Consider the following 24,868-nt stretch of genomic DNA (forward strand, 5'->3'; position numbering starts at 1 on the left):
CTAGACGCTGCGGAACGCGGCGACGGCGTTGTGCCCGCCGAAGCCGAAGGAGTTGCTGATCGCGAGCACATCACCCGTGCCGAGCGAGCGGGGCGAGGTGACGACATCCAGGGGGATGTCCTTGTCCTGCTCGTCCAGGTTGATCGTCGGGGGAGCGGTGCGTTCGTGCAGCGCCAGGATGGTGAAGATGGCCTCGAGCGCGCCCGTTCCGCCCAGCAGATGCCCGGTCGATGCCTTGGTGGCGGAGACGGCGATCTGATCCAGTCTGTCGCCGAACACCGATCGCATCGCCTTGTACTCGGCGATGTCGCCGACGGGGGTGCTGGTGGCGTGCGCGTTGATGTGGCGCACGTCGTCGATCGATGCGCCCGCATGCTCGAGTGCGAGCATGGTGGCGCGGGTCGCGCCGCGGCCCTCCGGATCAGGAGCGGTGATGTGGTACGCGTCGCTGGTCACGCCACCGCCCGCGAGCTCCGCATAGATGCGTGCTCCTCGTGCTTTGGCGTGCTCTTCGGTCTCGAGAACGATGCTGCCGGCGCCTTCGCCCATCACGAAGCCGTCGCGGGCGACGTCGTACGGCCGCGATGCGGTCTCCGGCGAGTCGTTGCGTCGCGACAGCGCCTGCATCGACGAGAAGGAGGCGATCGTGATCGGGTGGATCGCGGCCTCGGTGCCTCCCGCGACGATGATGTCGGCAAGGCCCGCCTGCAGGTGCTCGTAGGCGTTGACGATGGATTCGGTGCTCGAGGCGCAGGCGGATGCGACGGTGCGGGCGAAGGCTCGCGCACCCAGGTGCATCGACAGGGCGATTCCTGCTGCCGCGTTGGGCATGAGCATGGGGACCGTCATGGGCAGAACGCGGCGGGCGCCGCGCTCGCGCAGGGTGTCCCATGCGTCGAGAAGGGTCCAGATTCCACCGATTCCGGTCGCATAGTCGACTCCGAGACGCTCAGGGTCGACATCGGGGGAGCCGGCGTCGGCCCAAGCCTCGCGAGCCGAGATGAGGGCCAACTGAGATGAGGGGTCGAGGCGCTTGACCTCGTGGCGTTCGAGCACCTCGGAGGGGTGAACCTTGGCCTGACCGGCGAAGGTCACCGGCAGATCGTACTGGGCGACCCAGTCGTGGTCGAGCGTGCTGACACCGGATTCTCCGGCGAGCAGGGCCTTCCAGGTGTCGGCGACGTTCCCGCCGAGGGGCGAACTGGTTCCCAGTCCCGTGACAACGATCTTCTTGGCCATGACGAAAACTCTCCGTGGGTTGTACTCGATGACGTCGACGGGATCGGCTCGGCTTGCGCCGAGCCGATCCACGACGTCGTTTTTCTAGCCCTGTTACTGGCTGGCGGTGCGCCGCACCGCCAGAGGACTAGCCCTGTGCTGAGACGATGAAGCTGACGGCGTCCCCGACGGTCTTGAGGTTCTTGACCTCGTCGTCCGGGATCTTCACGTCGAACTTCTCTTCTGCGTTGACGACGATCGTCATCATCGAGATGGAATCGATGTCGAGGTCGTCGGTGAACGACTTGCCCAGCTCAACCGTGTCGGTTGCGATTCCGGTCTCGTCGTTGATCAGCTCGGCGAGGCCGGCCAGAACTTCTTCGGTTGACAATGCCATTGTTTACTTCTCCTTGAGGGTGTCGTTTGACCGAAGCCAAGTTTAGGGCAGAACGATAACCTGAGCGCCGAACACGAGGCCCGCGCCGAAACCGATCTGCAGGGCGAGTCCGCCGCTGAGTTGCGGATGCTCTTCGAGCAGACGGTGGGTGGCCAGTGGAATCGAGGCGGCCGAGGTGTTTCCGGTCGTCGCGATGTCGCGGGCCACGACGACGCTCTCGGGTAGCTTCAGCTGCTTCGCGAACTCGTCGATGATGCGCATATTGGCCTGGTGCGGAATGAATGCTGCAAGATCTTCGGATGTCACGCCGGCGGCCTCGAGGGCGCGTGCGGCGACCTTGGCCATGTCCCAGACGGCCCAGCGGAACACCGTCTGGCCCTCCTGACGGAGCGTAGGCCACTGGGCGTCGCCGTCGCGGTAGTCGACGAGGGTGGCGTTCATGCCGACGGCGTGGGCCTTCGATCCGTCGGAGCCCCACACGGGCGCTGCGATGCCGGCGAAGTCGCTGGGCCCGACGACGACGGCGCCCGCGCCGTCACCGAGGAGGAACGAGATCGACCGATCGGTGGGGTCGACCACGTCGGAGAGCTTCTCGGCGCCGATGACGAGCGCGTAGTGCGCCGCGCCGCTCCTGATCAGCGCATCCGCCTGGGTTATGGCGTAGCTGAACCCGGCGCACGCAGCGTTGGTGTCATAGGCGGCCGCGGGATTCGCTCCCACGCGGTCGGCGACGACCGCCGCCATCGACGGCGTCTGCTGCACATTGCTGATGGTCGCGATGATGACGAGGTCGATCTTCTCGGCGGCGACGCCGGACTTCTCGATGGCCTCCTTCGCGGCATCCGTGGCCAGATCGACTGCGAGCACGCCCTCGGATGCGCGGGTGCGGGTCACGATCCCGGTGCGCTGCTGGATCCATTCGTCGCTGGAGTCGATGGGCCCGGCGAGGTCGTCATTGGTGACGAAGTTCTCGCCGCGGGCGGCCCCGTAACTGTAGATACGGGTGAACGGAACGCCCGTTGACTGGGTGATGGCTACGCTTTTCATGACTTCCCATCGATGAGGTCGAATGCGGCACCCAGATCATCCGGGGTCTTGATGGCGACAGTGGGTACGCCCTTGAGTCCGCGCTTGGCGAGGCCGACGAGGGCCCCAGCGGGGGCGACTTCGATTATGCCGGTGACTCCGTCACTCGCAAGTGTCTCCATGGTGCGGTCCCATCGCACGGGGGAGGAGACCTGGCCGACGAGGAGATCGAGGAAGCCGGCACCGTTGGAGACCCGCGAGCCGTCGCGGTTGGTCCAGATGGGCAGCGAGGCGTCGTTCGTGCTTACCCCGGTTGCGGCGGAGCGCAGGGTGTCGACCGCGGGGGCCATGTGTCGCGTGTGGAATGCCCCGGCGACCTGCAGCGGGATGACCCGGGCACCGGCGGGCGGCTCAGCCTTCAGCGCCGCAAGCGCGTCGAGCTCACCGGCGACGACGATCTGCCCGCCGCCGTTGAAGTTCGCAGGCTCGAGGCCCAGCTCGTCGAGGCGGGCGAGCAGCTCCGCCTCGTCGGCGCCGATCACGGCGCTCATGCCGGTCGCGGTCACCGCTGCCGCCTCGGCCATGGCCCTGCCGCGCACGGCGACGAGACTGATGGCGTCGGCGGGCGCCAGGATGCCGGCCCCGGCCGCTGCGGTGAACTCGCCGACGGAGTGCCCGGCGATTCCGCCGATGCCCTCCCGCCGCTGCTCGAGCAGTGTGCTGAGGGCGAGGAGCCCCGCGGCGACGATGAGCGGCTGCGCCACTGCGGTGTCGCGGATGGTGTCGGCATCAGACACCGTGCCGTGGGCAGCGAGGTCCATTCCGATCGCATCCGAGTATTCAGCCAGCTGATCCCGGTAGCGGGATTCGGCCAGCCACGGCTCGAGGAATCCGGGGGACTGAGAGCCCTGTCCGGGGCATACGACGACGATCACTTATCCAGTCTCCCAATCCGCTCAGAAAATATGGTGTGGTGCTCGACTAAGAAAACGGTGAAGCTTTGTGCATGTCTGACAGTGCGTGTCAGCGAGTGACGCGCCGTTTCGGCAGATGCTCTGTCTCCGCGATCGAGCCGACGATGAGTGCGGCCTGAAGAATGAGCGACTCCCGCGCCCCGGTGGCATCCCACCCGATGACCTCCGAGACCCGCTTGAGGCGGTAGCGCACCGTGTTCGGATGCACGAAGAGCTCGCGAGCGGTGGCCTCGAGTGAGCGTCCGTTGTCGAGGTAGCACCAGAGCGTGCCGAGCAGTTCCGTCGAATGCGCCTGGAGAGGCTTGTAGATGCGATTGATGAGGGTCGCCCTGGCGAGGGGATCGCCGGCAAGGGCGCGCTCGGGCAGCAGATCGTCGGCAAGAGCGGGGCGAGGGGCGTTGCGCCAGGAGCGCGCCACGGCGAAACCGGCGAGGGCGGCCTTCGCGCTGCGGGCGGCGTCGACGAGCGAGGAGACCTCGTGCCCGAGGATGAGGAAGCCGTCACCGAAGCCAGGCTCGAGCGCGCGGGCGATGTCTATGAACGGGACGAGGGTGTTGCCGTCCTCATCCTCATCCTGCCCATCTGAGACGGCCGGTGTCGCGCGACCGATGACGAGCACGAGTCGATTGCCCTGGACTCCGATCAGCACATCCGCATCGAGATGCCGTGCTGTGCGCCGCAGCATGTCGACGTCGAGCATCTTGGGGGCGGTGCCGACCAGCACCGAGACCTCTCCGTGCCCGTGCCACCCGAGGGCAGCGATGCGGCTGGGGAGTTCGTCGTCGTATTCGCCACTCAGGATGGAGTCGACGACGAGTGCCTCGAGCCTGGCGTCCCAGAGCCCGCGGGCCTCGGCGGCCCTCGCATAGACATCCGCCGCAGCGAATGCAATCTCGCGGGAGTAGAGCAGGATCGCCTCGCGAAGGGACTCGTCGCCGCCCTTGACGCGCTCTTCGACGACCTCGACCGTGACCTTGATGAGCTGCAGCGTCTGGGTCAGGCTGACCGAACGCAGCAGCTCACGCGGTGCCGCACCGAAGACATCCGCCGCAATCCACGGGGTTGAGCTCGGGTCGTCGAACCAGTGGATGAACGAGGTTATGCCGTTCTGCGCCACCATCCCGACCGCCGAGCGGCGGCCGGGGGGCATCTCCCCGTACCAGGGCAGCGTGTCGTCGAGCTTCTTGAGCGTGGCCGTGGCGAGTTCGCCCGACACCGTCTTCAGCCAAGCGAGCGTCTGCTCTTTGGTGCGAGGGTGTGCCATCTTCGTGCTGCCGGCCTTCAGCTCTCGCCGCCGGCGTTGCCGGAGGTTCCTGCCGATACATCGTGCAGGCGGTACCTGTCGATGGCCTGCTGGGGGAGGCTCGGGTCGAGCTTGCCCTGGGCGACCAGAGACTCGAGGGTCCGAACCACGATGGAGGGTCCGTCGATCTTGAAGAAGCGACGGGCCGCGGCCCTGGTGTCAGAGAATCCGAAGTCGTCGGCACCGAGCGTCGCGAAGTCGCCGGGCACGAACTGCCTGATCTGGTCGGGCACGGCGTGCATGTAATCGGTCGACGCGATGAACGGGCCTTCTGCCGAGGCGAGCTTGCTGGTCACATACGGGACCTGCTTCTCCGCGTTGGGGTTGAGGAAGTTCTGCTCCTCAGCCGCAAGGCCGTCACGCCGCAACTCCGACCATGAGGTCACCGACCACACATCGGCTGAAACGCCCCAGTCGTTGGCCAGCAGCTCCTGCGCTTCGAGGGCCCAGGGTACCGAGACGCCGGAGGCGAGCAACTGCGCCTTGACCCCGGATGTCTCGGCCGGCTTGAGCAGATAGATGCCCTTGAGCAGACCGTCGACGTCGAGCCCCTCCGGCTCTGCCGGCTGGTGCAGCGGCTCGTTGTACACGGTGATGTAGTACATGACGTTCGGGTTGGGGTGGTTCTCGCCGTACATCCGCTCGAGGCCTGCGCGGACGATGTGTCCCAGCTCGTAGCCCCATGCCGGGTCGTAGGAGACGACGGCCGGGTTGGTCGAGGCGAGCAGCGGCGAGTGGCCGTCAGCGTGCTGAAGGCCCTCTCCGGTGAGCGTCGTGCGGCCTGCGGTGGCGCCGATGATGAAGCCGCGCGCCATCTGGTCGCCCGCTGCCCACATGGCGTCGCCGGTGCGCTGGAACCCGAACATCGAGTAGAACACGTAGACCGGGATCAGCGGCTCGCCGTGGGTGGCGTAGGAGGTGCCAACGCCGGTGAACGCGGCGAACGCGCCGGCTTCGTTGATGCCGACGTGCAGGATTTGGCCCTGCACGCTCTCCTTGTAGGCGAGCAGCAGTTCACGGTCCACCGAGGTGTAGTGCATGCCGTTGGGGTTGTAGATCTTCGCCGTGGGGAAGTAGGCGTCCATGCCGAAGGTGCGGGCCTCATCCGGAATGATGGGCACGACCCGGTGGCCGAAGTCCTTCGACCGCAGGAGGTCCTTGAGCAGCCGGGCGAAGGCCATCGTGGTGGCGATCTCCTGCTTGCCCGAGCCCTTCTTGGCGATCTCGTAGGCCTTGTCGTCCGGCAGGGTGAGCTGCGTGTACTTGGAGCGACGTTCGGGCAGGTAGCCGCCGAGGGCGCGCCGACGCTCGTGCATGTACTCGATCGCCTCGTCGCCCGCACCGGGGTGGTAGAACGGCGGCTTGTACGAGTCGGCCTCGAGCTGAGCGTCGGAGATCGGGATGCGCATCTCGTCACGGAACTGCTTGAGGTCGGGCAGCGTCAGCTTCTTCATCTGGTGGGTCGCGTTGCGGCCCTCGAAGGACTTGCCGAGGCCGTAGCCCTTGATCGTCTTCGCGAGGATGACGGTCGGCTGGCCCTTGTGCTCGGTCGCAGCCTTGTAGGCGGCGTACACCTTGCGGTAGTCGTGGCCGCCGCGCTTGAGCGCCCAGACCTCGTCGTCCGTGAGATCCTTGACCAGCTCGAGCGTGCGGGGGTCGCGGCCGAAGAAGTTCTCGCGAACGTAGGCGCCGTCCTCCGACTTGTACGTCTGGTAGTCGCCGTCGGGCGTCACGTTCATGAGGTTGACGAGCGCGCCGTCGGTGTCGCGGGCGAGAAGCTCGTCCCACTTGCGACCCCAGACGACCTTGAGCACGTTCCAGCCCGCGCCGCGGAAGAAGCTCTCGAGCTCCTGGATGATCTTGCCGTTGCCGCGCACAGGGCCGTCGAGCCTCTGCAGGTTGCAGTTGATGACGAAGGTCAGGTTGTCGAGGCCATCGTTTGCCGCTAGCTGGAGGGCTCCGCGGCTCTCGACCTCGTCCATCTCGCCGTCACCGAGGAACGCCCAGACGTGTGAGTCGGAGAGGTCCTTGATGCCACGGTTGGTGAGGTACTTGTTGACCTGCGCCTGGTGGATTGCGTTGATCGGGCCGAGGCCCATCGACACCGTCGGGAACTGCCAGTAGTTCGGCATGAGGCGCGGGTGCGGGTACGACGAGAGGCCGAACGGCGCCTGCGACTTCTCCTGCCGGAAGCCGTCGAGCTGATCTTCGCTGAGCCGGCCTTCGAGGAAGGAGCGGGCATACATACCGGGGGAGGCGTGGCCCTGATAGAAGATCTGGTCGCCGCCGCCGGGGTGATCCTGGCCGCGGAAGAAGTGGTTGTGGCCCACCTCGTAGAGCGATGCGGATGACGCATAGGTCGAGATGTGACCGCCGACGGAGATACCGGGGCGCTGTGCCCTGTGCACGGTGATCGCGGCGTTCCAGCGGATCCACGCCCTGTAGCGGCGCTCGATCTCCTCGTCGCCGGGGAACTCCGACTCATCCTCGACCGGAATCGTGTTGATGTAGTCGGTGGTGGGAACCATCGGAACGCCCAGCTGAAGCTCCTTGGAGCGCTTCAGCAGGCTGAGCATGATCTCGCGGGCACGAACGCGCCCGTGCGCCTGAACGAGCCCGTCGAGGGACTCATTCCATTCAGCGGTTTCCTGTGGGTCCGAATCGATGTGGTTCACCGAATAAGGGTCCTGGTCGTGAATAGTCACCCTGGCCTCGTTCTGTTTCGCGGATAGACATGCCCGTCACGCCGGAACTGTCGGATTACGACAATCGGCACACTGCCCGGGCCTTTCCATCCTACTGACTTCCCCGACATGGGAACCGACCGTCGAGAACGGACGGACCGCATCCGGGGCATCCTGCCCATCGCATTTGGGGCGTTGGTGGAGGATGCATAACATGGCTCCCGAGGTGTCTTCCGGCAGCGATCGCGCCCGGGGCCTCGAAAGACAGGGGAGTGGACATTGGCGCTTGAGGTCGGCACAACGGCACCTGATTTCGAACTGCAGAACCAGTTCGGCGAGACGGTCAAGCTTTCGGCGTTTCGGGGAGAGAAGGCGGTTGCGCTCGTCTTCTATCCGCTCGCCTTCACGGGAACCTGCACCGGCGAGCTGTGCGAGCTTCGCGACAACATCGCTCTGTTCAAGGATGCCGATGTCGAGCTGCTGGCGGTGTCGGTCGACAACAAGGCGACGCTTCGCGTGTTCGCCGAGCGCGAGGGCTACGACTTCTCGCTGCTGAGCGACTTCTGGCCCCACGGCGGGGTCGCCAAGAGCTACGGCGTGTTCCTCGAGGACAGGGGGATCGCGACGCGTGCCACCTTCGTGATCGACCGTGACGGCATCATCCGCTCGACAATCGTCAACGAGCCGAGCCAGGCCCGCGCGCTCGACGCCTACCGCGCCGCCGTGGCGGAACTGGTCTCTGCCTAGTTCGTCTTCGTCGCGCCGTCGGTGCGGGGTCCTGCTTCGTCGTCGATATGCCGCAGGATCGTCCCCAACTCCTCGATCATGATCACCTGCTGTCTGTTGATCGCCAGCAGCGCCTCGATGTCTGCTTTTGCTGCGACATTCGTGTCGTAGTCATGCTGGGCCAATGCCGCTGAGAGCGCGTCTTGGCGCTTTGCAGCGATAAGAAGGATGGCCCCCTGCAGTCCGGCAAGCATGCTGAGAAACAGATTCAGCAGGATGAACGGATACGGATCCCATGCCGTCTGCAGGCTGTTGATCGTGGCCCACACGGCCATGAACAACAGGAAGGAGCCCACGAAGCCCCAGCTGCCCATGACGTTGCGCATGACGTCAGCAGCGCGCTGTCCTGTTGTGCGCTTGTTCAGATGCTCAGCGTGCCAATTGCGCGGTTGGTTTGTCATCATTCCCGCAGTGTATTTCGTCGGGCGCGGATGGCGACTTTGATTCTCAGCCGCCGAGCTGGCCTACGGCGTGCGCGATCACGAGGGCGAGCATGACGAATCCGCCGAATGCCTGCACCAGCATCAACCCCTTGATCCGCGGTGACAGCGGCATTGCGGCTCCGGGGCTGAACGCCATGGAGTTGGTTGCGGATTCATACAGGTAGTCGACGAACGACGGAGTCCAGTCAATCCTGGCTGAGGAGCGCGCCGCGACCTCGTCGATGGCGTCGTGATCCTCATCCTGAGCGAATCGGTAGTCGGCGGACGGCAGTTCGGTCCTCGCATCGTGACGCCTCGTGACAGGCCCGCCTCGGTCGATCTCCCAGTACACCAGCGCGAAGGCGATCACGTTCGTCACCCACACCTGCACGGCAGCCACGAGTAGCGACGGGCCATCCTTCGTGCCACTGCTGATGAGGAGGAAGATGAGCTGGACGAGTGCAACCTGATTCGCGACCACGAGCACGACTGCTTGGCCCACCGACAGCCAGCGTGACCACGTCGTCTGCCGGCGGAGCCGGTGCGGGTTGAGTAGCACGACGGGCACCAGCATCACGATCGCCAACCCCACCATGGTGAACCGAAGCGGAACGGAGAGGATGTCGCTCGGCAGGAGCGCGTAGAGGATCAGTGCGACGGCTAGCGCGACGACTGCAGGCCAGCGATGCTCAGCTCGCGCGTCACGCTCGACTGCGGCATCGTGGTTCTCTGCCCCGGGGTCGTTTCCTGCGGCCGTGTCCATGCTGCCGAGTGTATGCCGCTACCATTGTTCTCGCCCGCAGTGCAGGGCGAGGGCCTTTAGCTCAGCTGGTAGAGCGCCACGTTTACACCGTGGATGTCATCGGTTCGATCCCGGTAGGGCCCACAGAATGGAAGAAGCTCGGTGGCTGGGCGGCATGCTGCGATCTCAGGGCTCCTTCGCGTTATGCGGCGGAGTTGTATAGGGAGGCTTTGTCGGTTTCGGTGCGTGGCACGCCGCGGGTCACCCTCTGTATCGCTAGAATTCAGCCATGGATGAGCGGGGCGACGGCGGCGGGCGCGAAATGCCTGTGGGCGGCACTGACCGCCATGACGATGATGAGCTCGCTGCGGCTCTCGCCGATGAGATCTCGCGATATACCGCCTCTATCCCAGTGATCACCCCGGACCTGCTTCCTGAGCCGGCCGAACCGGTGCTCCCCGTTCCCTCCGAGTTCGTCCCGTCGTTCGTCGACGATGTGCCCGCGGCAGTAGACCCTGAACCGTTCCTCGCAGCTTTTCCCTCAGAGATCGCTGCGCATTCGGAGATGCCCGTGCAGCAGGCGGCGAACGCGTTCGACTTCTCAGCATCCGAAACCGGGCCTGCGTCGGCCCCTGAATGGCTGCCGGTTCCAGAAGACGTGCCTGTGGCTGCTGCGCAGTCCTGGCTGCCGAGTTCACCCACCGAGGTCACGGAGGCCGCAGAGGAGCCATTCCACCGGGCAGAGCCGGAGGCTGCCCCAGCGGAGGCTCCCGCCTACGCATTCGTACCGCCGCCCTTGAATGAACCCTCGTTCAGTCCTCCGCAGCAGCACGCCGACGGCATGACGCCCGGAATCAGTTCCCTTCTTCTGGCTGCGCCGCCGCCCGCGCCGAACACTGTTGTCGTGCCTCCGCCCGGATCGGAGCTTCCCGCGAAGCCTCGCAAGCGTTCCTTGGACGACGGCGACCTGGCGACGGTCGTGGAGAAGGAGGCTGCCCGAACAGGCAGCGCTCTGGGTGCGATCGACGAGCTCGAGACCCAGTTGCAGTTGCGTGCCGAGGAGCAGCGCGAGTTCTCCGTCTGGGAGCGTTCGATGCTCGCGATCGGCACGCCGGAGGCGATCGATGAGGTCGAGCGGGCTCGCCCCGTCTTTACGGGCCTCATCACGGTGATCCCTGCGGGCGATGCTGCCGCTGTCGCAGTGGCATCCGCGGCACCGCCCATCCCGCAGGACGTGCAGGCCGACGGCGTTCCTGCAGAGTCGGTGTTGGCCCCGATCGACTGGTCGGCGGAGGCGCCGGCCGCCGACGATGCTCCGCCTGCGCTCGTGGAGCCACCCGAGCCCGATATTGCGGTGAGGCCGTCGTTCGATTCGGCTGAGACGGCGATTTCGGATGCTCTCCGCGAGGTTCCCGAGGACGACCTCGACGAGCCGGTCTCGCAGGAGATCCCTCAGGTTGCTCCCGTCGCCGCCCCGGCGAGCACACAGACGGGCCCGGCGGTGGTTCCGGCTCCTGCGCCCGTGTTCGCGAGCGAGGAGCCCGGCGTCGAACCGACCCCTCTCGAGCAGCGCAACTCACGCTCCGTGAGTCTGTTCTGGATGTGGTTCGCCGTGAACTCCTCTGCGGTGGGCATCGCGCTCGGCATCGGTCTTTTCGCGCTCGGCATGAGCGCCCGGCAGGCGCTCGTCGCGGCTCTCGCCGGTATCGCCCTGTCCTTCATCCCGCTTGCCCTCGGAACGCTCGCCGGTCGCTGGAGCGGCCAGCCCACCATGATCGTGTCGCGCGCCGTCTTCGGCATTCGGGCCAATATCGTGCCAGCGGTGCTCGCGGTGCTCACCAGGGTCTTCTGGGGTGCGGCGATGCTCTGGTTCATCGCGGAGGGTGCGGCGGTCGTGCTCGACGAGTCGGGGCTTCTGGGCGGGTTTGGGATGTTCCGCGTGACGGTCGTCACGCTGGCGATCGTCGCCGTGCCCGCGCTGATCATCGCCTATTTCGGGCATCGGCTCATCTCGCGGGTGTTCCTCGTGTTGAGCATCCTGAGCGCGGTGCTCACGGCAGCTTTCATCGCGATGACCTGGACGGCCGTCGACCTGTCGCAGGTGCTGTCCAAGGTGGACGGCCCCTGGATCCTTGTCGTCTCCGGTGCCGTGCTGGTGTTCAGCTTCATCGGCCTCGCCTGGGCGAACAGTGGTGCCGACGTCGCCCGCTACCAGCGCACATCCGGTTCCGGAGCAGCCTCCATGCTGTGGGCGACCGTGGGCATGGCGGTGCCGAGCCTCATACTGATCGGCTACGGCATCATGCTCGCGGCATCCCAGCCGGCAACGGATGCCCAGAGCGCGTTCGGCGCGGATCCCTTTGGTCTCGTCGCAGGCCTCGTGCCCGACTGGTTTGCTCTACCGCTGCTCGCCGCGCTCGGCCTCAGCCTGCTCTGCGGAACCGTGCTCGCGATCTATTCCGGCGGCTTCGCCCTGCAGGCGAGCGGGGTCGCCCTGCGCAGGCAGGCATCCGTTCTCATCGCCGGGCTGCTCACGATCGTGGTGGCCCTCGCGCTCACCTTCGCCGTCGATGACTTCTTCGTGCTCATCCGTGATCTGGCCACGACCATTGCGGTGCCTGTCGCCGCGTGGGCCGGTCTCTTCGCTGCCGAGTTGATGATCCGCAACCGCAGGTTCGACAGCTCGTCGTTGCTTCGCGTCGGCGGCGTTTATCCGGCCGTCAACTGGGTGAACCTGGGCGCACTCGTCATCGCATCGGTGATCGGCTACGGGCTCACCACAGCAGCCATCGCGGGCCTCGACTGGCAGGGTTACCTGTACTCCGTTGCAGGGCTTCCGCTGACCGGTGACGTGGCCGGCACAGACATCGGCGTGCTCGTCGCGTTGGCGATCGGCCTGCTCACGCCGCTCGTCTCCGGTGTGCCCGCGATCCGTCGGCAGGAGCGGGCGCAGGGCTGAACGCCGCTCGGTAGACTTGGCGGGTGCCAGCAACAGTCGCCGAGATCAACGCCGTAATCGAAGGCCTGTGGCCGCTCTCGGGTGTCGAGGAGTGGGATGCGCCCGGCCTTCTGGTCGGTGATCCCGCCGCCGTGGTCCAGTCGATTCATCTTGCCGTGGATGCCGTCGCAGACACCGTCGACGAGGCGCTTCAGCTCGGTGCCGGTCTGCTGCTGGTCCATCATCCGCTGCTGCTCAGGGGCGTCACATCCGTCGCAGAGGACCGTTACAAGGGCGCTCTGATCTCCCGGCTCATCCGTGGCGGATGCGCTCTCGTCGCTGCTCACACGAACGCCGACGTCGTCGAGACCGGCACATCTGCGGTCATCGCACAGGAGCTCCAACTGCTCGACACACATCCGATCGTTCCGGGCACCGACCCTGATCGCGGGCTCGGTCGTGTCGGCAGGCTCGCCGAGCCGATGACTCTCGGCCGTCTCGCCAGGGCGCTGGCTGACATCCTCCCGCCGACCGCTTCCGGCGTGCGCGTGGCTGGTGACTACGAGCGCCCCGTCGAGACGATCGCGCTGTGCGGGGGAGCGGGTGACTCTCTTCTCAGCAACCCCGCGGTGCTGTCTGCGGATGTCTATGTGACCTCTGATCTGCGACACCACCCGGCATCCGAGGCGAGGGAGAACGCCCGTCTCTTCGGCGGGCCGGCGCTGATCGACGTCTCCCATTGGGCGAGTGAGTGGCTCTGGCTCGAGACGGCCGCGGCGGAGCTGCGAGAGAGGCTGCCGGGCGTCGACGTCACGGTGAGCGAGCTCCGCACCGACCCGTGGGACTTCGCGATCGTGCAGTAGGCACCTCCGCCGCTCGGTAGACTTCGCCGAACGATGCACCACCATTCGACATGTAAGGAACAGGCGACAGCACTATGGCATTGACGGCCAGCCCCGATTCCCAGGAACTGCTCCTCGAACTGCAGGCCGCCGACACGCGTATCCAGCAGCTCGACCACCAGGCGCGCAGCATCCCGCAGCTGTCCCAGTTGGCGGCGCTCTCGAAGGAGCGCGAAACAGTGCGGGTGCAGTTGCTCGGCGAGAACGGCGCCGTCGAGGACGCACGGCTCGAGATCTCCCGCGTCGAGTCGGATGTCGCTGTCGTCGAGGCCCGTATGGCGCGTGACTCGGAGCGGCTCGCGACGTCATCATCGACCAAGGATGTGGCCGCCCTCGAGCAGGAGCTCGAAGCGCTGCGCCGGCGACGTGACGAGTTGGAGGAGATCGAGCTCGGCGTCATGGAGCGCCTTGAGCAGCTCGAAGCGACATCGGCGATCACGCAGGAGCGCAACGCGGCACTCCTTGCGGCCATCGCCGAGACCGAGGATGACCGCGACACCGCCCTTTCCTCGATCGATCTTGAGCGCTCCAACGCGGCGGCGAACCGCGACGAGATCGCTGCAAAGATCCCCGAGGGGCTCCTCGCCCTCTACGAACGTCAGCGGGCGCGTTATGGCACCGGGGCTTCGCTCCTGCGTGGCGGGGTGTCGAGCGCGAGCGGCGTGAGGCTCAACGAGAGCGACATGGCATCCATTCGGGCTGCGGCCCCGGATGCTGTCGTGCTCTGCCCCGACAGTCAGGCCATCCTCGTCCGCACGGCGGAGTCCGGGCTCTGAGTCACGCCGCGCGCCGCTAGACTTGTGCCGCGAATGGGTCGGCAAGACGGTCGCGTCACGCGCTGCTTCTGAAAAGGTGCAGCGCGTGCCGAGGAACGTCCGGGCTCCACAGGGCAGGATGGTGGGTAACACCCACCCGGGGTAACCCGCGAGAAAGTGCAACAGAAAGCAGACCGCCACTGACTTCGGTCAGGGGTAAGGGTGAAACGGTGGTGTAAGAGACCACCAGCGGCCCGAGTGATCGGGTCGGCTGGGTAAACCTCGTCCGGAGCAAGGTCAGACAGAAGGCGTCACGGGTGGCCCGCCCAGTCTTCGGGTAGACCGCTGGAGGGCTGCGGCAACGTAGTCCCGAGATAGATGGCCGTCCATCGCCGCTCGCGCGGCAGGGACAGAACCCGGCGTATCAGCCGGCCCATTCGCCTATTTCGAACGGTGCTTGCCTCGCCTGGCGTGTTCCGGCGACGCGAGCGCTGCCGCGCCGAGGATGCCGGCATTGTTGCGAAGCTTGGCCGGCACGATCCGCGTCTTCAGGTCGAGCAGCGGCAGGAACTCCTCGTGGCTCTTCGAGACCCCGCCACCCACGATGAAGAGTTCGGGATGGAAATAGGTCTCGAGCCGGGAGTAGAACTTCTGCAGGCGTGCCGCCCACTGTTCCCAGGAGAGTTCCTCTCGCTCCCGCGCCGCATTCGAGGCCTTGGTCTCCCAGTCGACGCCGTTGATCTCGAGATGGCCGAGTTCCACATTGGGGATCAGCACGCCGTCGTAGATGAAGGCGGTACCGATTCCGGTGCCCAGCGTGGTGACGATCACATGCCCGTCGCTGTTGTGTGCAGCACCGTACTGCACCTCTGCGAAGCCGGCGGCATCCGCGTCATTGACGAAGTGGATGTCACGGTCGAGGGCCCGCTCGAAGAGCTTCTCTGCCTTCAGTCCGATCCATTCGTCGGAGACGTTCGCCGCCGAGAGCGTGCGGCCGCCTGCGATGACGGCAGGAAAGCAGACGCCGATGGGGGCGTCACGCTCGTCTACGCCGAGCTCGTCGACCATGTCCTTCACCGCGGCGACGATGTCTTCTGGCCGTCCGCCCTCAGGCGTGGCGACCTTGGATCGCTCGCTGACCAGTTCGCCGGAGGCCAGATCGACCACGGCTCCCTTGATCCCGGTGCCGCCGATGTCGATGCCGACTGCTGTTGTGCTCATGCCTTGACCCTAATCCAGTGTTCCGAGTGGGTTCAGGATGCTGTGGGCAGCGTGAGGATCTCCGCGCCGCGTTCTGTGACGACGAGCGTGTGTTCGAACTGCGCGGTCAGGCTCCTGTCCTTGGTCGTCACCGTCCAGTCGTCATCCCACATGTCCCACTCGTGGGTTCCGAGGGTGAGCATCGGCTCGATGGTGAACACCATGCCTGGCTCCATGACGGTGTCGAACTGTGGTGCCGAGTCGTAGTGGGGGACGATCAACCCGGAGTGGAAGGCCTCGCCGACACCGTGCCCGGTGAAGTCGCGGACCACGCCGTATCCGAAGCGCTTCGCATAGGCCTCGATGGCACGTCCGATCACATTGACCTCACGCCCCGGGGCGACAGCCTTGATTCCTCGAGCGAGGGCCTCGGCCGTGCGGGCGACCAGATCGGTGACCTCATCGCGGGCCTCGCCGACGACGAAGGTGAAGTTGGTGTCGCCGTGCACGCCTGCCTTGAATGCGGTGATGTCGATATTGATGATGTCGCCGTCCTCGAGAACCGTGTCATCGGGGATGCCGTGGCAGATGACCTCGTTCACCGAGCTGCACAGGGACTTCGGAAAGCCGCAGTAGCCGAGGGTCGAGGGGTAGGCGTCGTGCGCGATCACATACTCGTGCCCGACCCGGTCGAGTTCGTCGGTGGTGACACCCGGGCGGATGGCTTCGCCCACCTTCTGGATGGCGTCCGCCGCGATCCGACCGGCGGCCCGGATGAGCTCCACCTTCTCCGGCGGGTAGACATCCGAACCGGTGAAGCGGGCCGGAGCCTTCTTGCCCACATACTCCGGACGGGGGATGGAGACGGGTACCTGCCTGTCGCCTGTGATGGTTCCGGGAATGAGGTGACCGTTCGAATCCTTGGGCATAGGATCGATTTTAGTTCGAGCGCGGGAGGTGCCATGACCGAATGGTGGTACAACACCAGGACCAGCGAGGTCGAGGAGGGCATGGTTTCGCCCGCGATCGACAGAGCCGGGCCCTTCGCGAGTCGTGAAGAGGCCGAGCAGGCGCCCCGCCTCATCGAGGAGCGTTCCCGCCGGTGGGCGGAGGAGGATTCTCGGGACGGCGACTGAGTTCGCCACCGCCCCGGAAGGGGCTCCTCACCGGATGATGCCTCTGCCAGCTGAGGCCTTGTACTAGATGAGGCCCTGGGCGATCATCGCGTCGGCGACTCGACGGAAGCCGCTCGCATTGGCACCCACGACGTAGTCTCCCGGGCGTCCGTAGTGCTCGGCTGCCTCGTAGGCGGAACGGTGGACATCTTTCATGATGGAGTGCAGCCGGCCCTCGCTGGTGCCGAAGTCCCAGCGCTGGCGTGAAGCGTTCTGGCTCATCTCGAGGGCCGAGGTCGCCACTCCGCCGGCGTTCGCCGCCTTGCCCGGGCCGAACAGCACCCCGGCGTCCTGGAACAGCTCGACGGCATCCGGGGTCGTGGGCATGTTCGCGCCCTCGGCGACGCCGAGCACACCATTGGCAACGAGACGCTGCGCATCACCGATGAGCAGTTCGTTCTGGGTGGCGGAGGGGAAGGCGAGCTGGCCGGGAACATCCCACACCCGTCCGTTCGTCACGAGCCTCGCACCGGGGCGACGGTCGACGTAGTCGGAGATGCGACCGCGTTCGACCTCCTTGACCTGCTTCAGGAGCTCCACATCGATGCCTGCCTCGTCGACCACGTAGCCGCTCGAGTCTGATGCGGTGATCGCGCGGCCGCCGAGCTGCGCGATCTTCTCGATCGCGTAGATGGCCACGTTGCCCGATCCGGAGACGATCGCAGTCTTTCCGTCGATCGCCTCGCCGCGGGTGTTGAGCATCTCCTGCATGAAGAAGACGGCACCGTAGCCTGTTGCCTCGGTGCGCACCTGCGCTCCGCCCCAGAGCACGCCCTTGCCGGTGAACATGCCCGACTCGTGACGGTTGGTGAGGCGACGGTACTGGCCGAAGAGGTAGCCGATCTCGCGTCCGCCCACTCCGATGTCGCCGGCCGGAACATCCGTGTGCTCGCCCAGGTGCCGGTAGAGCTCGCTCATGAAGCTCTGGCAGAAGCGCATGATCTCGCCGTCGGATCGACCGTGCGGATCGAAGTCGGAGCCGCCCTTGGCCCCGCCGATACCCTGACCGGTGAGGGCGTTCTTGAAGATCTGCTCGAAGCCGAGGAACTTCATGATGCTGAGGTTGACGCTGGGGTGGAACCGCAGGCCGCCCTTGTACGGGCCGAGCGCCGAGTTGTACTGCACCCGGAAGCCGCGGTTCACCTGCACGGTGCCGTTGTCGTCGACCCACGGCACGCGGAACATGATCTGGCGCTCAGGCTCGACGAGAACCTCGACGACGCCGCTTTCGATGTATTCCGGATGCCGTTCCACGACGGGAGAGATCGATTCGAGGACTTCGAGAAGCGCCTGGTGGAACTCGACCTCTCCGGAGCTGCGGGACACCGCGCGCTCGTAGATTCCGACAAGGGCAGGGGACAACACGGAATGCATAGGGACTTTCTGGGGGTGGGTGGGATTTCCGTAGCGAGAGGTGATCGCTGTGCTCAGTCGTAACTGTGCTCTGGGCCCGGGTAGGTTCCCTCGGCAACATCCGCTCGATATGCGGCAGCAGCCTCGCCGAGAATACCGCGTAGATCGGCATATTGACGAACGAAGCGGGGAATGCGTCCTGCCGTGAGTCCTGCCCAGTCCGTCCAGACGAGCAGTTGGCCGTCGACATGGGGGCCGGCGCCGACGCCGATTGTGGGGATCCGGAGCTCGGCGGTGACAAGCGCGGCCGACTCGGCAGGCACCATCTCGAGCACGACCGCGAAGGCTCCGGCGTCCTGCACGGCACGCGCGTCGGCGAGCAACTGCTCGACCTGATCGCCACGACCCTGGATGACATGACCGCCGAGCCCGTGCTCGCTCTGGGGGGTGAAGCCGATGTGACCCATGACGGGGATACCGGCGGCGACGATCCGTCGAATCTGTTCCGCGCTGCGCACGCCGCCCTCGAGCTTCACAGCGTGCGCGTGCGTCTCCTTCATGAATCGGAAGGCCGAATGCAGTGCTTCCTCGGGGCCGACCTCATAGGAGCCGAACGGCAGATCCGCGATGACGAAGGCGCGGCTGACGGCGTTCGCCACTGCGCGCGTGAGTGGGATGAGTTCATCGATCGTGACGGGGAGGGTGGTGTCGTATCCGAGCACATTGTTGCCCGCAGAGTCACCGACGAGAAGGAAGTCGATTCCCGCCTGATCGAAGATTCCGGCCGTCAGCTGGTCGTAGCTGGTGAGCCCGGTGATCTTGATCCCGTTCTCCTTGGCCGACTGGAAATGCCGGGTGCGAACGCGCTTCAGGTTCGCCTGAGCTGCTGCGGCTTCTGAGTAGGTCACTCTGACACTCTATTCCGTGCATCCGCCTCACACGATGACGCGGTGAATCCCGCGCGGGCGCGAGGCGGAGAGTCCCTGCAGCCAGTAGCCTGTAGGGGCAACAGCCATCGCCTGGGCCGCCCGGGATTCTGCTGGAATGAGAGGGGCATATGGACAAGCAGCGCGACTTCGTTCTCCGTACGATCGAGGAGCGGGGCATCAAGTTCATTCGCCTGTGGTTCACGGATGTCGTGGGCACGCTCAAGTCCGTGGCCATCGCGCCTGCCGAGGTCGAGGGTGCCTTCTCCGAGGGGCTCGGCATCGACGGCTCCGCCATTGAGGGACTCACCCGAGCCTTCGAGGCCGACGTGCTTGCGCATCCAGACCCCGCGACCTTCCAGATCCTCCCGTGGCGCGGCGAGATCGACCCGACCGCGCGGATGTTCTGCGACATCATGACCCCGGACGGGCAGCCGGCGGTGGCGGATCCTCGTAACGTGCTCAAGCGCACCCTCGAGAAGGCGGCCGACGCCGGATTCACCTTCTACACGCATCCGGAGATCGAGTTCTATCTGCTGAAGGACTCCGATTTCGGCGTCGACGGCCCCCAGCCGGTCGACCACGCCGGGTACTTCGACAACGTTCCGGGGGGCACCGCCCACGACTTCCGCCGACGTTCCGTGCGCATGCTCGAGGACCTCGGCATCTCCGTCGAGTTCAGCCACCACGAGGCGGGGCCGGGGCAGAACGAGATCGACCTTCGCTACGCCGACGCGTTGACGACCGCCGACAACATCATGACGTTCCGCACGGTCATCAAGGAGGTCGCCATCGAGCAGGGCGTCTACGCGACGTTCATGCCGAAGCCCTTCTCGGATCATCCGGGATCGGGGATGCACACCCACATGTCGCTGTTCGAGGGCGACACGAACGCGTTCTACGAGGCCGGTGCGAAGTACCAGCTCTCGAAGACGGGCCGGCACTTCATCGCGGGGCTTCTGCACCACGCTCCCGAGATCACGGCGGTCACCAACCAGTTCGTCAACTCCTACAAGCGCCTGTGGGGAGGAGACGAGGCGCCCAGCTTCGTCACCTGGGGCCACAACAACCGTTCAGCGCTCGTTCGCGTTCCGCTGTACAAGCCGAACAAGGGCCAGAGCGCTCGGGTCGAGTACCGTTCGATCGACTCTGCATCGAACCCGTATCTCTCGTTCTCGCTGATGCTCGCGGCTGGGCTCAAGGGCATCGAGGGCGAGTACGAGCTGCCACCCGAGGCAGAGTCGGATGTGTGGCTGCTCAGCGACGCAGAGCGACGCGTTCTGGGGTACCGCGCCCTGCCGGCGAGCCTCGATCAGGCGATCTCCATGATGGAGGAGTCAGAGCTCGTGGCCGAGACGCTGGGCGAGCACGTGTTCAACTACGTGCTGCTCAACAAGCGGCAGGAGTGGCGGGAGTACCGCTCGCAGGTCACTCCCTATGAGCTCAAGCGCAACCTCGGCATGCTCTAGACGGGTTCACGCATCCGATGACCGACGCAGGCCCCTCGCTCTCCGAGCTCGCACGCCTCGGCTTCGCAGAGCTGGGGCAGGCGAGAGATCGTCTTGCGGCTGTCGCGGCGCCCGACCGGTCTGCAGTGCTGACCGCACTGGGGCTCGCGGCCGACCCCGATCAGGGGCTCCGGATGCTGTCGGAGCTTTTCGAGGCGGCCCCGGATGCCGTAGCGCCGTTCTTCGACGACGCCGCGGCCCTGCAGCGCCTGACGAGGGTGCTGGGTGCCTCGAGCGGGCTGGGGGAGTTCTTCCTCCGTCATCCCGTGCAGTTGGAGGTGCTTCATGAGCCGCTCGGCGCACCGCTGGATGCCCACGAGTATCGGGCAGACATGCTCGCTTCGGTCGACGGCATCCGTGGCGAGGCCGGATGGGATGCCCTCCGCATCCGTTATCGACGCCACGTGGCCGCACTTGCGGCCTTCGACCTGGGGCACGCCGAACCGCTTGCCGCGGTAGAGCCTGTGACTGCGGCCCTCGCCGACCTCGCGGGCGCGGCGCTTGACGCCTCTCTCGCCGTCGCACGCACCGAGATCCCGTTCGACGCTGCCGAGGTGGCGGGCACGCGGCTGGCCATCATCGGTATGGGTAAGTCCGGTGCGCGTGAGTTGAACTATGTGAGCGACGTCGACGTCATCTTCGTCGTCGAGGGGTCTGACGAGATCGGGCAGGATCGCGCCGTCGCGATCGGCTCGCGGCTCGCAGTCGCGACCATGCGGGGTGTCCACGATCTGTCCGCCGAGCCCGGACTGTGGGAGGTCGACGCCAATCTCCGGCCGGAAGGGAAGCAGGGCGCGCTCGTCCGCACGCTCGAGTCGCATCTCGCCTACTACGAGCGGTGGGCGAAGAGTTGGGAGTTCCAGGCTCTCCTGAAGGCGCGCCCGCTGGCAGGCGATGCCGAACTCGGGGAGCGCTACGCCGCAGCAGTGGCGCCCTTCGTGTGGAACAGCGTCAGTCGGGAGGGCTTCGTCGAAGGTGTGCAGCAGATGCGCGAGCGGGTCACCGCGCACATTCCGGCCGACGAGGTCGACATCCAGCTGAAACTCGGGCCGGGCGGCCTCCGTGACATCGAGTTCACCATCCAACTGCTGCAACTCGTCCACGGCCACACCGACGAGGAGGTGCGCCAGCGTGGAAGCCTCCCGGCCCTGCGCGCTCTCGCGGAACAGGGCTACATCGGCCGGGTCGAGGCTGCCTCGTTCGCCGGCGACTACCAGTTCCTGCGCGTGCTCGAGCACCGCCTGCAGCTGTCTCGGCTGAGCCGCACGCATCTCATGCCCCGCGATCCTGATGCGCTGCGCGTGCTGGCGCGTGCGAGCGGTCTCGCGACGACGGCGGCCGGAATCAGCGAGCAGCGGGCATCCCGGCGCACGGCCGTTCGCAAGCTGCACGAGAAACTCTTCTACCGCCCTCTGCTCTCGGCGGTCGCCGCGCTGCCCGAGGACGGCCTGGTACTCACGAGTGCGCAGGCGGAGGATCGTCTGCGGGCGATCGGGTTCGTCGATGCGAAGGGCGCGCTCGGGCACATCGCGGCGATGACCTCGGGCGTCTCGCGTCGGGCGCAGATCCAGCGGCATCTGCTGCCCGTCATGCTCGAGTGGTTCGCCGAGGGCGCCGACCCCGACTACGGTCTGCTGTCGTTCAGGCGGCTGAGCGACGAACTGGGAGAGTCGTACTGGTATCTGCGCATGCTGCGCGACTCCTCGGGTGCGGCGAAGCGGCTCACGAGCGTGCTCTCCGGTTCGCGCTTCGTCGGCTCGCTGCTCGAGCGCCTTCCCGAGTCTGTCGCCTGGCTTGAGAACGACGAGGAGCTTAGACCTCGTCCCGCCGCCCAGCTTCGTGATGAGGCCGCAGCTCTCCTGCGCCGTCATGACAAGGCTGAGGATGTCGCGCGGGCACTCCTGTCAACAAGGCGACGGGAGGTCCTCAGGCTGGCGCTGGGAGCCATTCTGGGCCTGGTGAAGGTCGAAGACCTCGGGCGAGGGCTTGCTGCGATCAACGACATGCTGCTCCACGGGGTTCTCGAGGCCCTGCGACGTGATGACGACGGCATCGAGTTCGGCGTGATCGCCATGGGCCGCTACGGCGGTGCCGAGCTCGGCTTCGGCTCGGATGCGGATGTCATGTACGTGTTCCGGCCCAAGGACGACGACACCCAGGGGGCCCAGAAGCGTGCGGAGCAGCTCGTCGCGGGTCTGCTTCGCCTCACCGAGGACATCCGCCTGCCCTTTGATCTCGACGCCAATCTGCGCCCCGAAGGTCGCACGGGGCCGGTCGTGCGCTCGCTGGCCTCGTATCGCACGTACTACGAGCGCTGGTCGCTCACCTGGGAGGCGCAGGCGCTGTTGCGGGCGAGGGGAGCTGCCGGTGATGAGACGCTCCTCCAGGATTTCATGGTGTTGGCCGATGAGGTTCGCTATCCGAAGGATGTCCGCGAGCAGGATGTTCGGGAGGTGAAGCGAATCAAGGCGCGCGTGGAGTCGGAGCGTCTGCCCCAGGGCGCAGACCCCGCACGGCATCTCAAGCTCGGCCGCGGTTCGTTGAGCGATGTCGAGTGGTTCGTTCAGCTCCTCCAGATGCAGCACGGGGCAGCGGTGGAGGAACTGCGCACGACCTCCACGCTCGACGCCCTCGCCGCAGCGGTTGATGCAGGGCTCGTCTCGGCGGCGGATGAAGGCATCCTGAAGGATGCATGGCTGCTGGCCTCGCGCATCCGATCGGCCATGACCCTGTGGTCGGCCCGCACCTCAGACGTGCTGCCCACCGACAGGCAACAGCTCGACGGCATCGCCCGGCTGCTGGAGTACCCGCCCGACTCGGCGAGCCTTCTCGAGGAGGACTACCTCCGCGTCACGAGGCACGCCAGATCTGTGTTCGAGAGAGGCTTCTACGGGCTCGCCGAGCCCTTCACCCCGTCGATCGACTAGGGTCACCCGGCCGCTGCGGAGACGCACGAAGGGGCCGCAGCATTTCTGCTGCGGCCCCTTCTGTGTGCGGTGCTCAGACCCCGAAGTACAGCTCGTACTCGATCGGCGTCGGGCGCTGGGCTGCCGGGAGGATCTCCTTCTCGCGCTTGTACGCGATCCAGGTCTCGATCAGATCAGTCGTGAAGACGTTGCCGGCGAGCAGGAACTCCTGGTCCGCCTCAAGGGCGTCGAGGGCCTCTGCGAGGGAGCCCGGAACCTGGGGGATGTTCTTGGCCTCCTCGGGCGGCAGCTCGTAGAGGTCCTTGTCGACCGGCTCGTGCGGTTCGATGCGGTTCTTGATGCCGTCAAGTCCGGCCATCAGCTGGGCGGCGAAGGCGAGATAGGGGTTGCTCGAGGCATCGGGGGCACGGAACTCGATGCGCTTGGCCTTCGGGTTCGTTCCGGTGATCGGGATGCGGATGGCCGCCGAGCGGTTGCCCGCCGAGTACACCAGGTTGACGGGGGCCTCGAAGCCGGGCACGAGCCGACGGTAGGAGTTCAGCGTCGGGTTCGTGAAGGCGAGGATGGCTGCCGCGTGCTTGAGGATTCCACCGATGTACCAGCGCGCGATGTCGCTCAGCCCGCCGTAGCCGCTCTCGTCGTAGAACAGGGGCTTGCCATCGCTCCACAGCGACTGGTGGGTGTGCATTCCCGAGCCGTTGTCGCCGAAGAGTGGCTTCGGCATGAACGTCGCCGTCTTGCCCCACTCGTTCGCCGTGTTCTTGACGATGTACTTGAACTTCAGGATGTCATCCGCCGAGTGCACCATGGTGTCGAAGCGGTAGTTGATCTCCGCCTGGCCGCCCGTGCCGACCTCGTGGTGCGCGCGCTCGAGGATGAGGCCCGCATCGATCAGCTTGAGGCTGATGTCGTCGCGCAGATCGGCCTGCTTGTCGACCGGGCTGACGGGGAAGTAGCCGCCCTTGAACGGCGTCTTGTTGCCCAGGTTGCCGCCCTCTTCGACGCGGCCCGTGTTCCACGCGCCCTCCTCGGAGTCGACGGAGAAGAAGCTGCTGTTCTGCGTGGTCTCGTAACGGACGTCGTCGAAGATGTAGAACTCGGCCTCGGGGGCGAAGAAGGCGGTGTCGGCGATACCGGTCGATGCCAGATACTTCTCGGCCTTCTTCGCGACCTGGCGCGGGTCACGCCCGTAGACCTCACCGTTGCGGGGGTTGTAGATGTCGAAGACCATGATCAGCGTCTTCTCGGCCCGGAACGGGTCCATGTAGGCGGTGCTGACATCCGGAATCAGCTGCATGTCCGACTCGTGGATGGACGCGAAGCCCCGGATGGAGGAACCGTCGAAGAGCTGCCCGTCGCGGAAGAAGTCCTCGTCGACCGTCGATGCGGGGATGTTGAAATGCTGCTGGACGCCGGGGAGATCCGTGAAACGGATGTCAAGGAACTTGACGTCGTTCTCTTTGATGAACTTGAGCACTTCTGACGAATCACTGAACATTGACAAGACTCCAACTGGGCGTGTTCGGGGGTGGACTGCGTCTACAGCCATCCCACACGCTAGCCGCGGGGGATTTCTCGGCCATGTCGCAATTGTTTCACCCATGTTACGGGCACGGTTGCTCATAGACTTGC

Annotated in this window: 20 protein-coding genes, 1 tRNA gene and 1 other RNA gene; 9 read left to right on the forward strand and 13 right to left on the reverse strand. The window is 65.9% G+C overall.

From position 1 onward, the window contains the following. From FB562_RS04710 to aceE, 6 genes are all read right to left on the reverse strand, one after another. Complete coding sequence (locus FB562_RS04710) at positions 1-1,239, reverse strand: beta-ketoacyl-[acyl-carrier-protein] synthase family protein (protein ID WP_141880087.1); 1,239 nt, start codon at positions 1,237-1,239, stop codon at positions 1-3. A 127-nt stretch (positions 1,240-1,366) separates the two neighbouring features. After that, positions 1,367-1,615 (reverse strand): acyl carrier protein, encoded by a 249-nt coding sequence (locus FB562_RS04715; RefSeq protein ID WP_141880088.1) that lies wholly within the window; start codon positions 1,613-1,615, stop codon positions 1,367-1,369. Between the two features lie 42 nt (positions 1,616-1,657). After that, on the reverse strand, positions 1,658-2,662 hold the full coding sequence (locus tag FB562_RS04720; protein ID WP_141880089.1) for a beta-ketoacyl-ACP synthase III: 1,005 nt from the start codon (positions 2,660-2,662) through the stop codon (positions 1,658-1,660). Beyond that, the gene (locus tag FB562_RS04725; RefSeq protein ID WP_141880090.1) at positions 2,659-3,576 is read right to left on the reverse strand and encodes an ACP S-malonyltransferase; all 918 of its coding nucleotides are present in this window, start codon (positions 3,574-3,576) and stop codon (positions 2,659-2,661) included. The genes FB562_RS04720 and FB562_RS04725 overlap by 4 nt, the downstream gene beginning before the upstream one ends. An 88-nt stretch (positions 3,577-3,664) precedes the next feature. Next, entirely contained in the window at positions 3,665-4,879 is a 1,215-nt protein-coding gene (locus FB562_RS04730; protein WP_141880091.1) for a PucR family transcriptional regulator, read from the reverse strand. A gap of 17 nt (positions 4,880-4,896) precedes the next feature. Next, entirely contained in the window at positions 4,897-7,623 is a 2,727-nt protein-coding gene (gene aceE / locus FB562_RS04735) for a pyruvate dehydrogenase (acetyl-transferring), homodimeric type (protein ID WP_141880092.1), read from the reverse strand. A gap of 258 nt (positions 7,624-7,881) precedes the next feature. Between aceE and FB562_RS04740 the strand changes: the two genes are divergently transcribed. Beyond that, positions 7,882-8,349, forward strand: coding sequence for a peroxiredoxin (locus tag FB562_RS04740; RefSeq protein WP_141880093.1), 468 nt, complete (start codon positions 7,882-7,884; stop codon positions 8,347-8,349). Here FB562_RS04740 and FB562_RS04745 read toward each other — a convergent pair. Both FB562_RS04745 and FB562_RS04750 read right to left on the reverse strand, forming a co-directional pair. Beyond that, positions 8,346-8,789: a DUF1003 domain-containing protein gene (locus FB562_RS04745; RefSeq protein WP_185740522.1), complete on the reverse strand. Its 444-nt coding sequence runs from the start codon at positions 8,787-8,789 to the stop codon at positions 8,346-8,348. The two genes, FB562_RS04740 and FB562_RS04745, sit on opposite strands and share 4 nt — an antisense overlap. A gap of 46 nt (positions 8,790-8,835) precedes the next feature. After that, a complete protein-coding gene (locus FB562_RS04750) occupies positions 8,836-9,573 on the reverse strand; it encodes a hypothetical protein (protein WP_141880094.1) in 738 nt (245 codons plus the stop codon). A gap of 50 nt (positions 9,574-9,623) precedes the next feature. Here FB562_RS04750 and FB562_RS04755 point away from each other — a divergent pair. From FB562_RS04755 to rnpB, 5 genes are all read left to right on the forward strand, one after another. Next, positions 9,624-9,696, forward strand: a tRNA-Val gene (locus FB562_RS04755). 145 nt (positions 9,697-9,841) lie between these two features. Next, on the forward strand, positions 9,842-12,511 hold the full coding sequence (locus tag FB562_RS04760) for a cytosine permease (RefSeq protein ID WP_141880095.1): 2,670 nt from the start codon (positions 9,842-9,844) through the stop codon (positions 12,509-12,511). Positions 12,512-12,534: 23 nt separating this feature from the next. Continuing rightward, positions 12,535-13,353 (forward strand): Nif3-like dinuclear metal center hexameric protein, encoded by an 819-nt coding sequence (locus FB562_RS04765; RefSeq protein WP_141880096.1) that lies wholly within the window; start codon positions 12,535-12,537, stop codon positions 13,351-13,353. A gap of 74 nt (positions 13,354-13,427) precedes the next feature. Then, positions 13,428-14,168 carry a zinc ribbon domain-containing protein gene (locus FB562_RS04770; protein WP_185740458.1) on the forward strand — a complete coding sequence of 247 codons (741 nt, stop codon included), beginning with the start codon at positions 13,428-13,430 and terminating at the stop codon, positions 14,166-14,168. Between the two features lie 34 nt (positions 14,169-14,202). After that, an RNA gene (rnpB, locus tag FB562_RS04775) (RNase P RNA component class A) lies at positions 14,203-14,587 on the forward strand. Position 14,588: 1 nt separating this feature from the next. Here the strand turns inward: rnpB and ppgK are convergent. Both ppgK and map read right to left on the reverse strand, forming a co-directional pair. Continuing rightward, positions 14,589-15,368, reverse strand: a complete 780-nt coding sequence (ppgK, locus tag FB562_RS04780) for a polyphosphate--glucose phosphotransferase (protein WP_141880097.1) — start codon at positions 15,366-15,368, stop codon at positions 14,589-14,591. Positions 15,369-15,400: 32 nt separating this feature from the next. Then, on the reverse strand, positions 15,401-16,276 hold the full coding sequence (gene map, locus FB562_RS04785; RefSeq protein WP_141880098.1) for a type I methionyl aminopeptidase: 876 nt from the start codon (positions 16,274-16,276) through the stop codon (positions 15,401-15,403). Between the two features lie 33 nt (positions 16,277-16,309). Between map and FB562_RS04790 the strand changes: the two genes are divergently transcribed. Beyond that, positions 16,310-16,483, forward strand: a complete 174-nt coding sequence (locus tag FB562_RS04790; protein WP_141880099.1) for an MDR/zinc-dependent alcohol dehydrogenase-like family protein — start codon at positions 16,310-16,312, stop codon at positions 16,481-16,483. Between the two features lie 63 nt (positions 16,484-16,546). Here the strand turns inward: FB562_RS04790 and gdhA are convergent, their stop codons facing one another. Both gdhA and panB read right to left on the reverse strand, forming a co-directional pair. Continuing rightward, entirely contained in the window at positions 16,547-17,896 is a 1,350-nt protein-coding gene (gene gdhA, locus FB562_RS04795) for an NADP-specific glutamate dehydrogenase (protein WP_141880100.1), read from the reverse strand. Between the two features lie 53 nt (positions 17,897-17,949). Then, the gene (gene panB / locus FB562_RS04800; RefSeq protein WP_141880101.1) at positions 17,950-18,783 is read right to left on the reverse strand and encodes a 3-methyl-2-oxobutanoate hydroxymethyltransferase; all 834 of its coding nucleotides are present in this window, start codon (positions 18,781-18,783) and stop codon (positions 17,950-17,952) included. A 149-nt stretch (positions 18,784-18,932) separates the two neighbouring features. Between panB and FB562_RS04805 the strand changes: the two genes are divergently transcribed. Then, positions 18,933-20,270, forward strand: coding sequence for a glutamine synthetase family protein (locus tag FB562_RS04805; RefSeq protein ID WP_141880102.1), 1,338 nt, complete (start codon positions 18,933-18,935; stop codon positions 20,268-20,270). 17 nt (positions 20,271-20,287) lie between these two features. Continuing rightward, positions 20,288-23,236 carry a bifunctional [glutamine synthetase] adenylyltransferase/[glutamine synthetase]-adenylyl-L-tyrosine phosphorylase gene (locus tag FB562_RS04810; RefSeq protein ID WP_141880103.1) on the forward strand — a complete coding sequence of 983 codons (2,949 nt, stop codon included), beginning with the start codon at positions 20,288-20,290 and terminating at the stop codon, positions 23,234-23,236. Between the two features lie 73 nt (positions 23,237-23,309). Here FB562_RS04810 and glnA read toward each other — a convergent pair whose 3' ends face one another. Beyond that, the gene (gene glnA / locus FB562_RS04815) at positions 23,310-24,734 is read right to left on the reverse strand and encodes a type I glutamate--ammonia ligase (RefSeq protein WP_141880104.1); all 1,425 of its coding nucleotides are present in this window, start codon (positions 24,732-24,734) and stop codon (positions 23,310-23,312) included. Positions 24,735-24,868: the final 134 nt, after the last annotated feature.

Origin of the sequence: Homoserinimonas aerilata (assembly GCF_006716125.1) — a bacterium.
GTDB classification, from domain to species: Bacteria; Actinomycetota; Actinomycetes; order Actinomycetales; family Microbacteriaceae; genus Homoserinimonas; species Homoserinimonas aerilata.

Excerpts from the sequence above, each read along its gene's own strand:
- FB562_RS04715 (WP_141880088.1), bottom strand. The coding sequence starts at position 1,615 with ATGGCATTGTCAACCGAAGAAGTTCTGGCCGGCCTCGCCGAGCTGATC.
- FB562_RS04720 (WP_141880089.1), bottom strand. The coding sequence starts at position 2,662 with ATGAAAAGCGTAGCCATCACCCAGTCAACGGGCGTTCCGTTCACCCGT.
- ppgK (WP_141880097.1), bottom strand. The coding sequence starts at position 15,368 with ATGAGCACAACAGCAGTCGGCATCGACATCGGCGGCACCGGGATCAAG.
- glnA (WP_141880104.1), bottom strand. The coding sequence starts at position 24,734 with ATGTTCAGTGATTCGTCAGAAGTGCTCAAGTTCATCAAAGAGAACGAC.
- gdhA (WP_141880100.1), bottom strand. The coding sequence starts at position 17,896 with ATGCATTCCGTGTTGTCCCCTGCCCTTGTCGGAATCTACGAGCGCGCG.
- map (WP_141880098.1), bottom strand. The coding sequence starts at position 16,276 with ATGCCCAAGGATTCGAACGGTCACCTCATTCCCGGAACCATCACAGGC.
- FB562_RS04750 (WP_141880094.1), bottom strand. The coding sequence starts at position 9,573 with ATGGACACGGCCGCAGGAAACGACCCCGGGGCAGAGAACCACGATGCC.
- FB562_RS04730 (WP_141880091.1), bottom strand. The coding sequence starts at position 4,879 with ATGGCACACCCTCGCACCAAAGAGCAGACGCTCGCTTGGCTGAAGACG.
- FB562_RS04790 (WP_141880099.1), top strand. The coding sequence starts at position 16,310 with ATGACCGAATGGTGGTACAACACCAGGACCAGCGAGGTCGAGGAGGGC.
- FB562_RS04760 (WP_141880095.1), top strand. The coding sequence starts at position 9,842 with ATGGATGAGCGGGGCGACGGCGGCGGGCGCGAAATGCCTGTGGGCGGC.
- FB562_RS04770 (WP_185740458.1), top strand. The coding sequence starts at position 13,428 with ATGGCATTGACGGCCAGCCCCGATTCCCAGGAACTGCTCCTCGAACTG.
- FB562_RS04805 (WP_141880102.1), top strand. The coding sequence starts at position 18,933 with ATGGACAAGCAGCGCGACTTCGTTCTCCGTACGATCGAGGAGCGGGGC.
- FB562_RS04710 (WP_141880087.1), bottom strand. The coding sequence starts at position 1,239 with ATGGCCAAGAAGATCGTTGTCACGGGACTGGGAACCAGTTCGCCCCTC.
- FB562_RS04745 (WP_185740522.1), bottom strand. The coding sequence starts at position 8,789 with ATGACAAACCAACCGCGCAATTGGCACGCTGAGCATCTGAACAAGCGC.
- FB562_RS04810 (WP_141880103.1), top strand. The coding sequence starts at position 20,288 with ATGACCGACGCAGGCCCCTCGCTCTCCGAGCTCGCACGCCTCGGCTTC.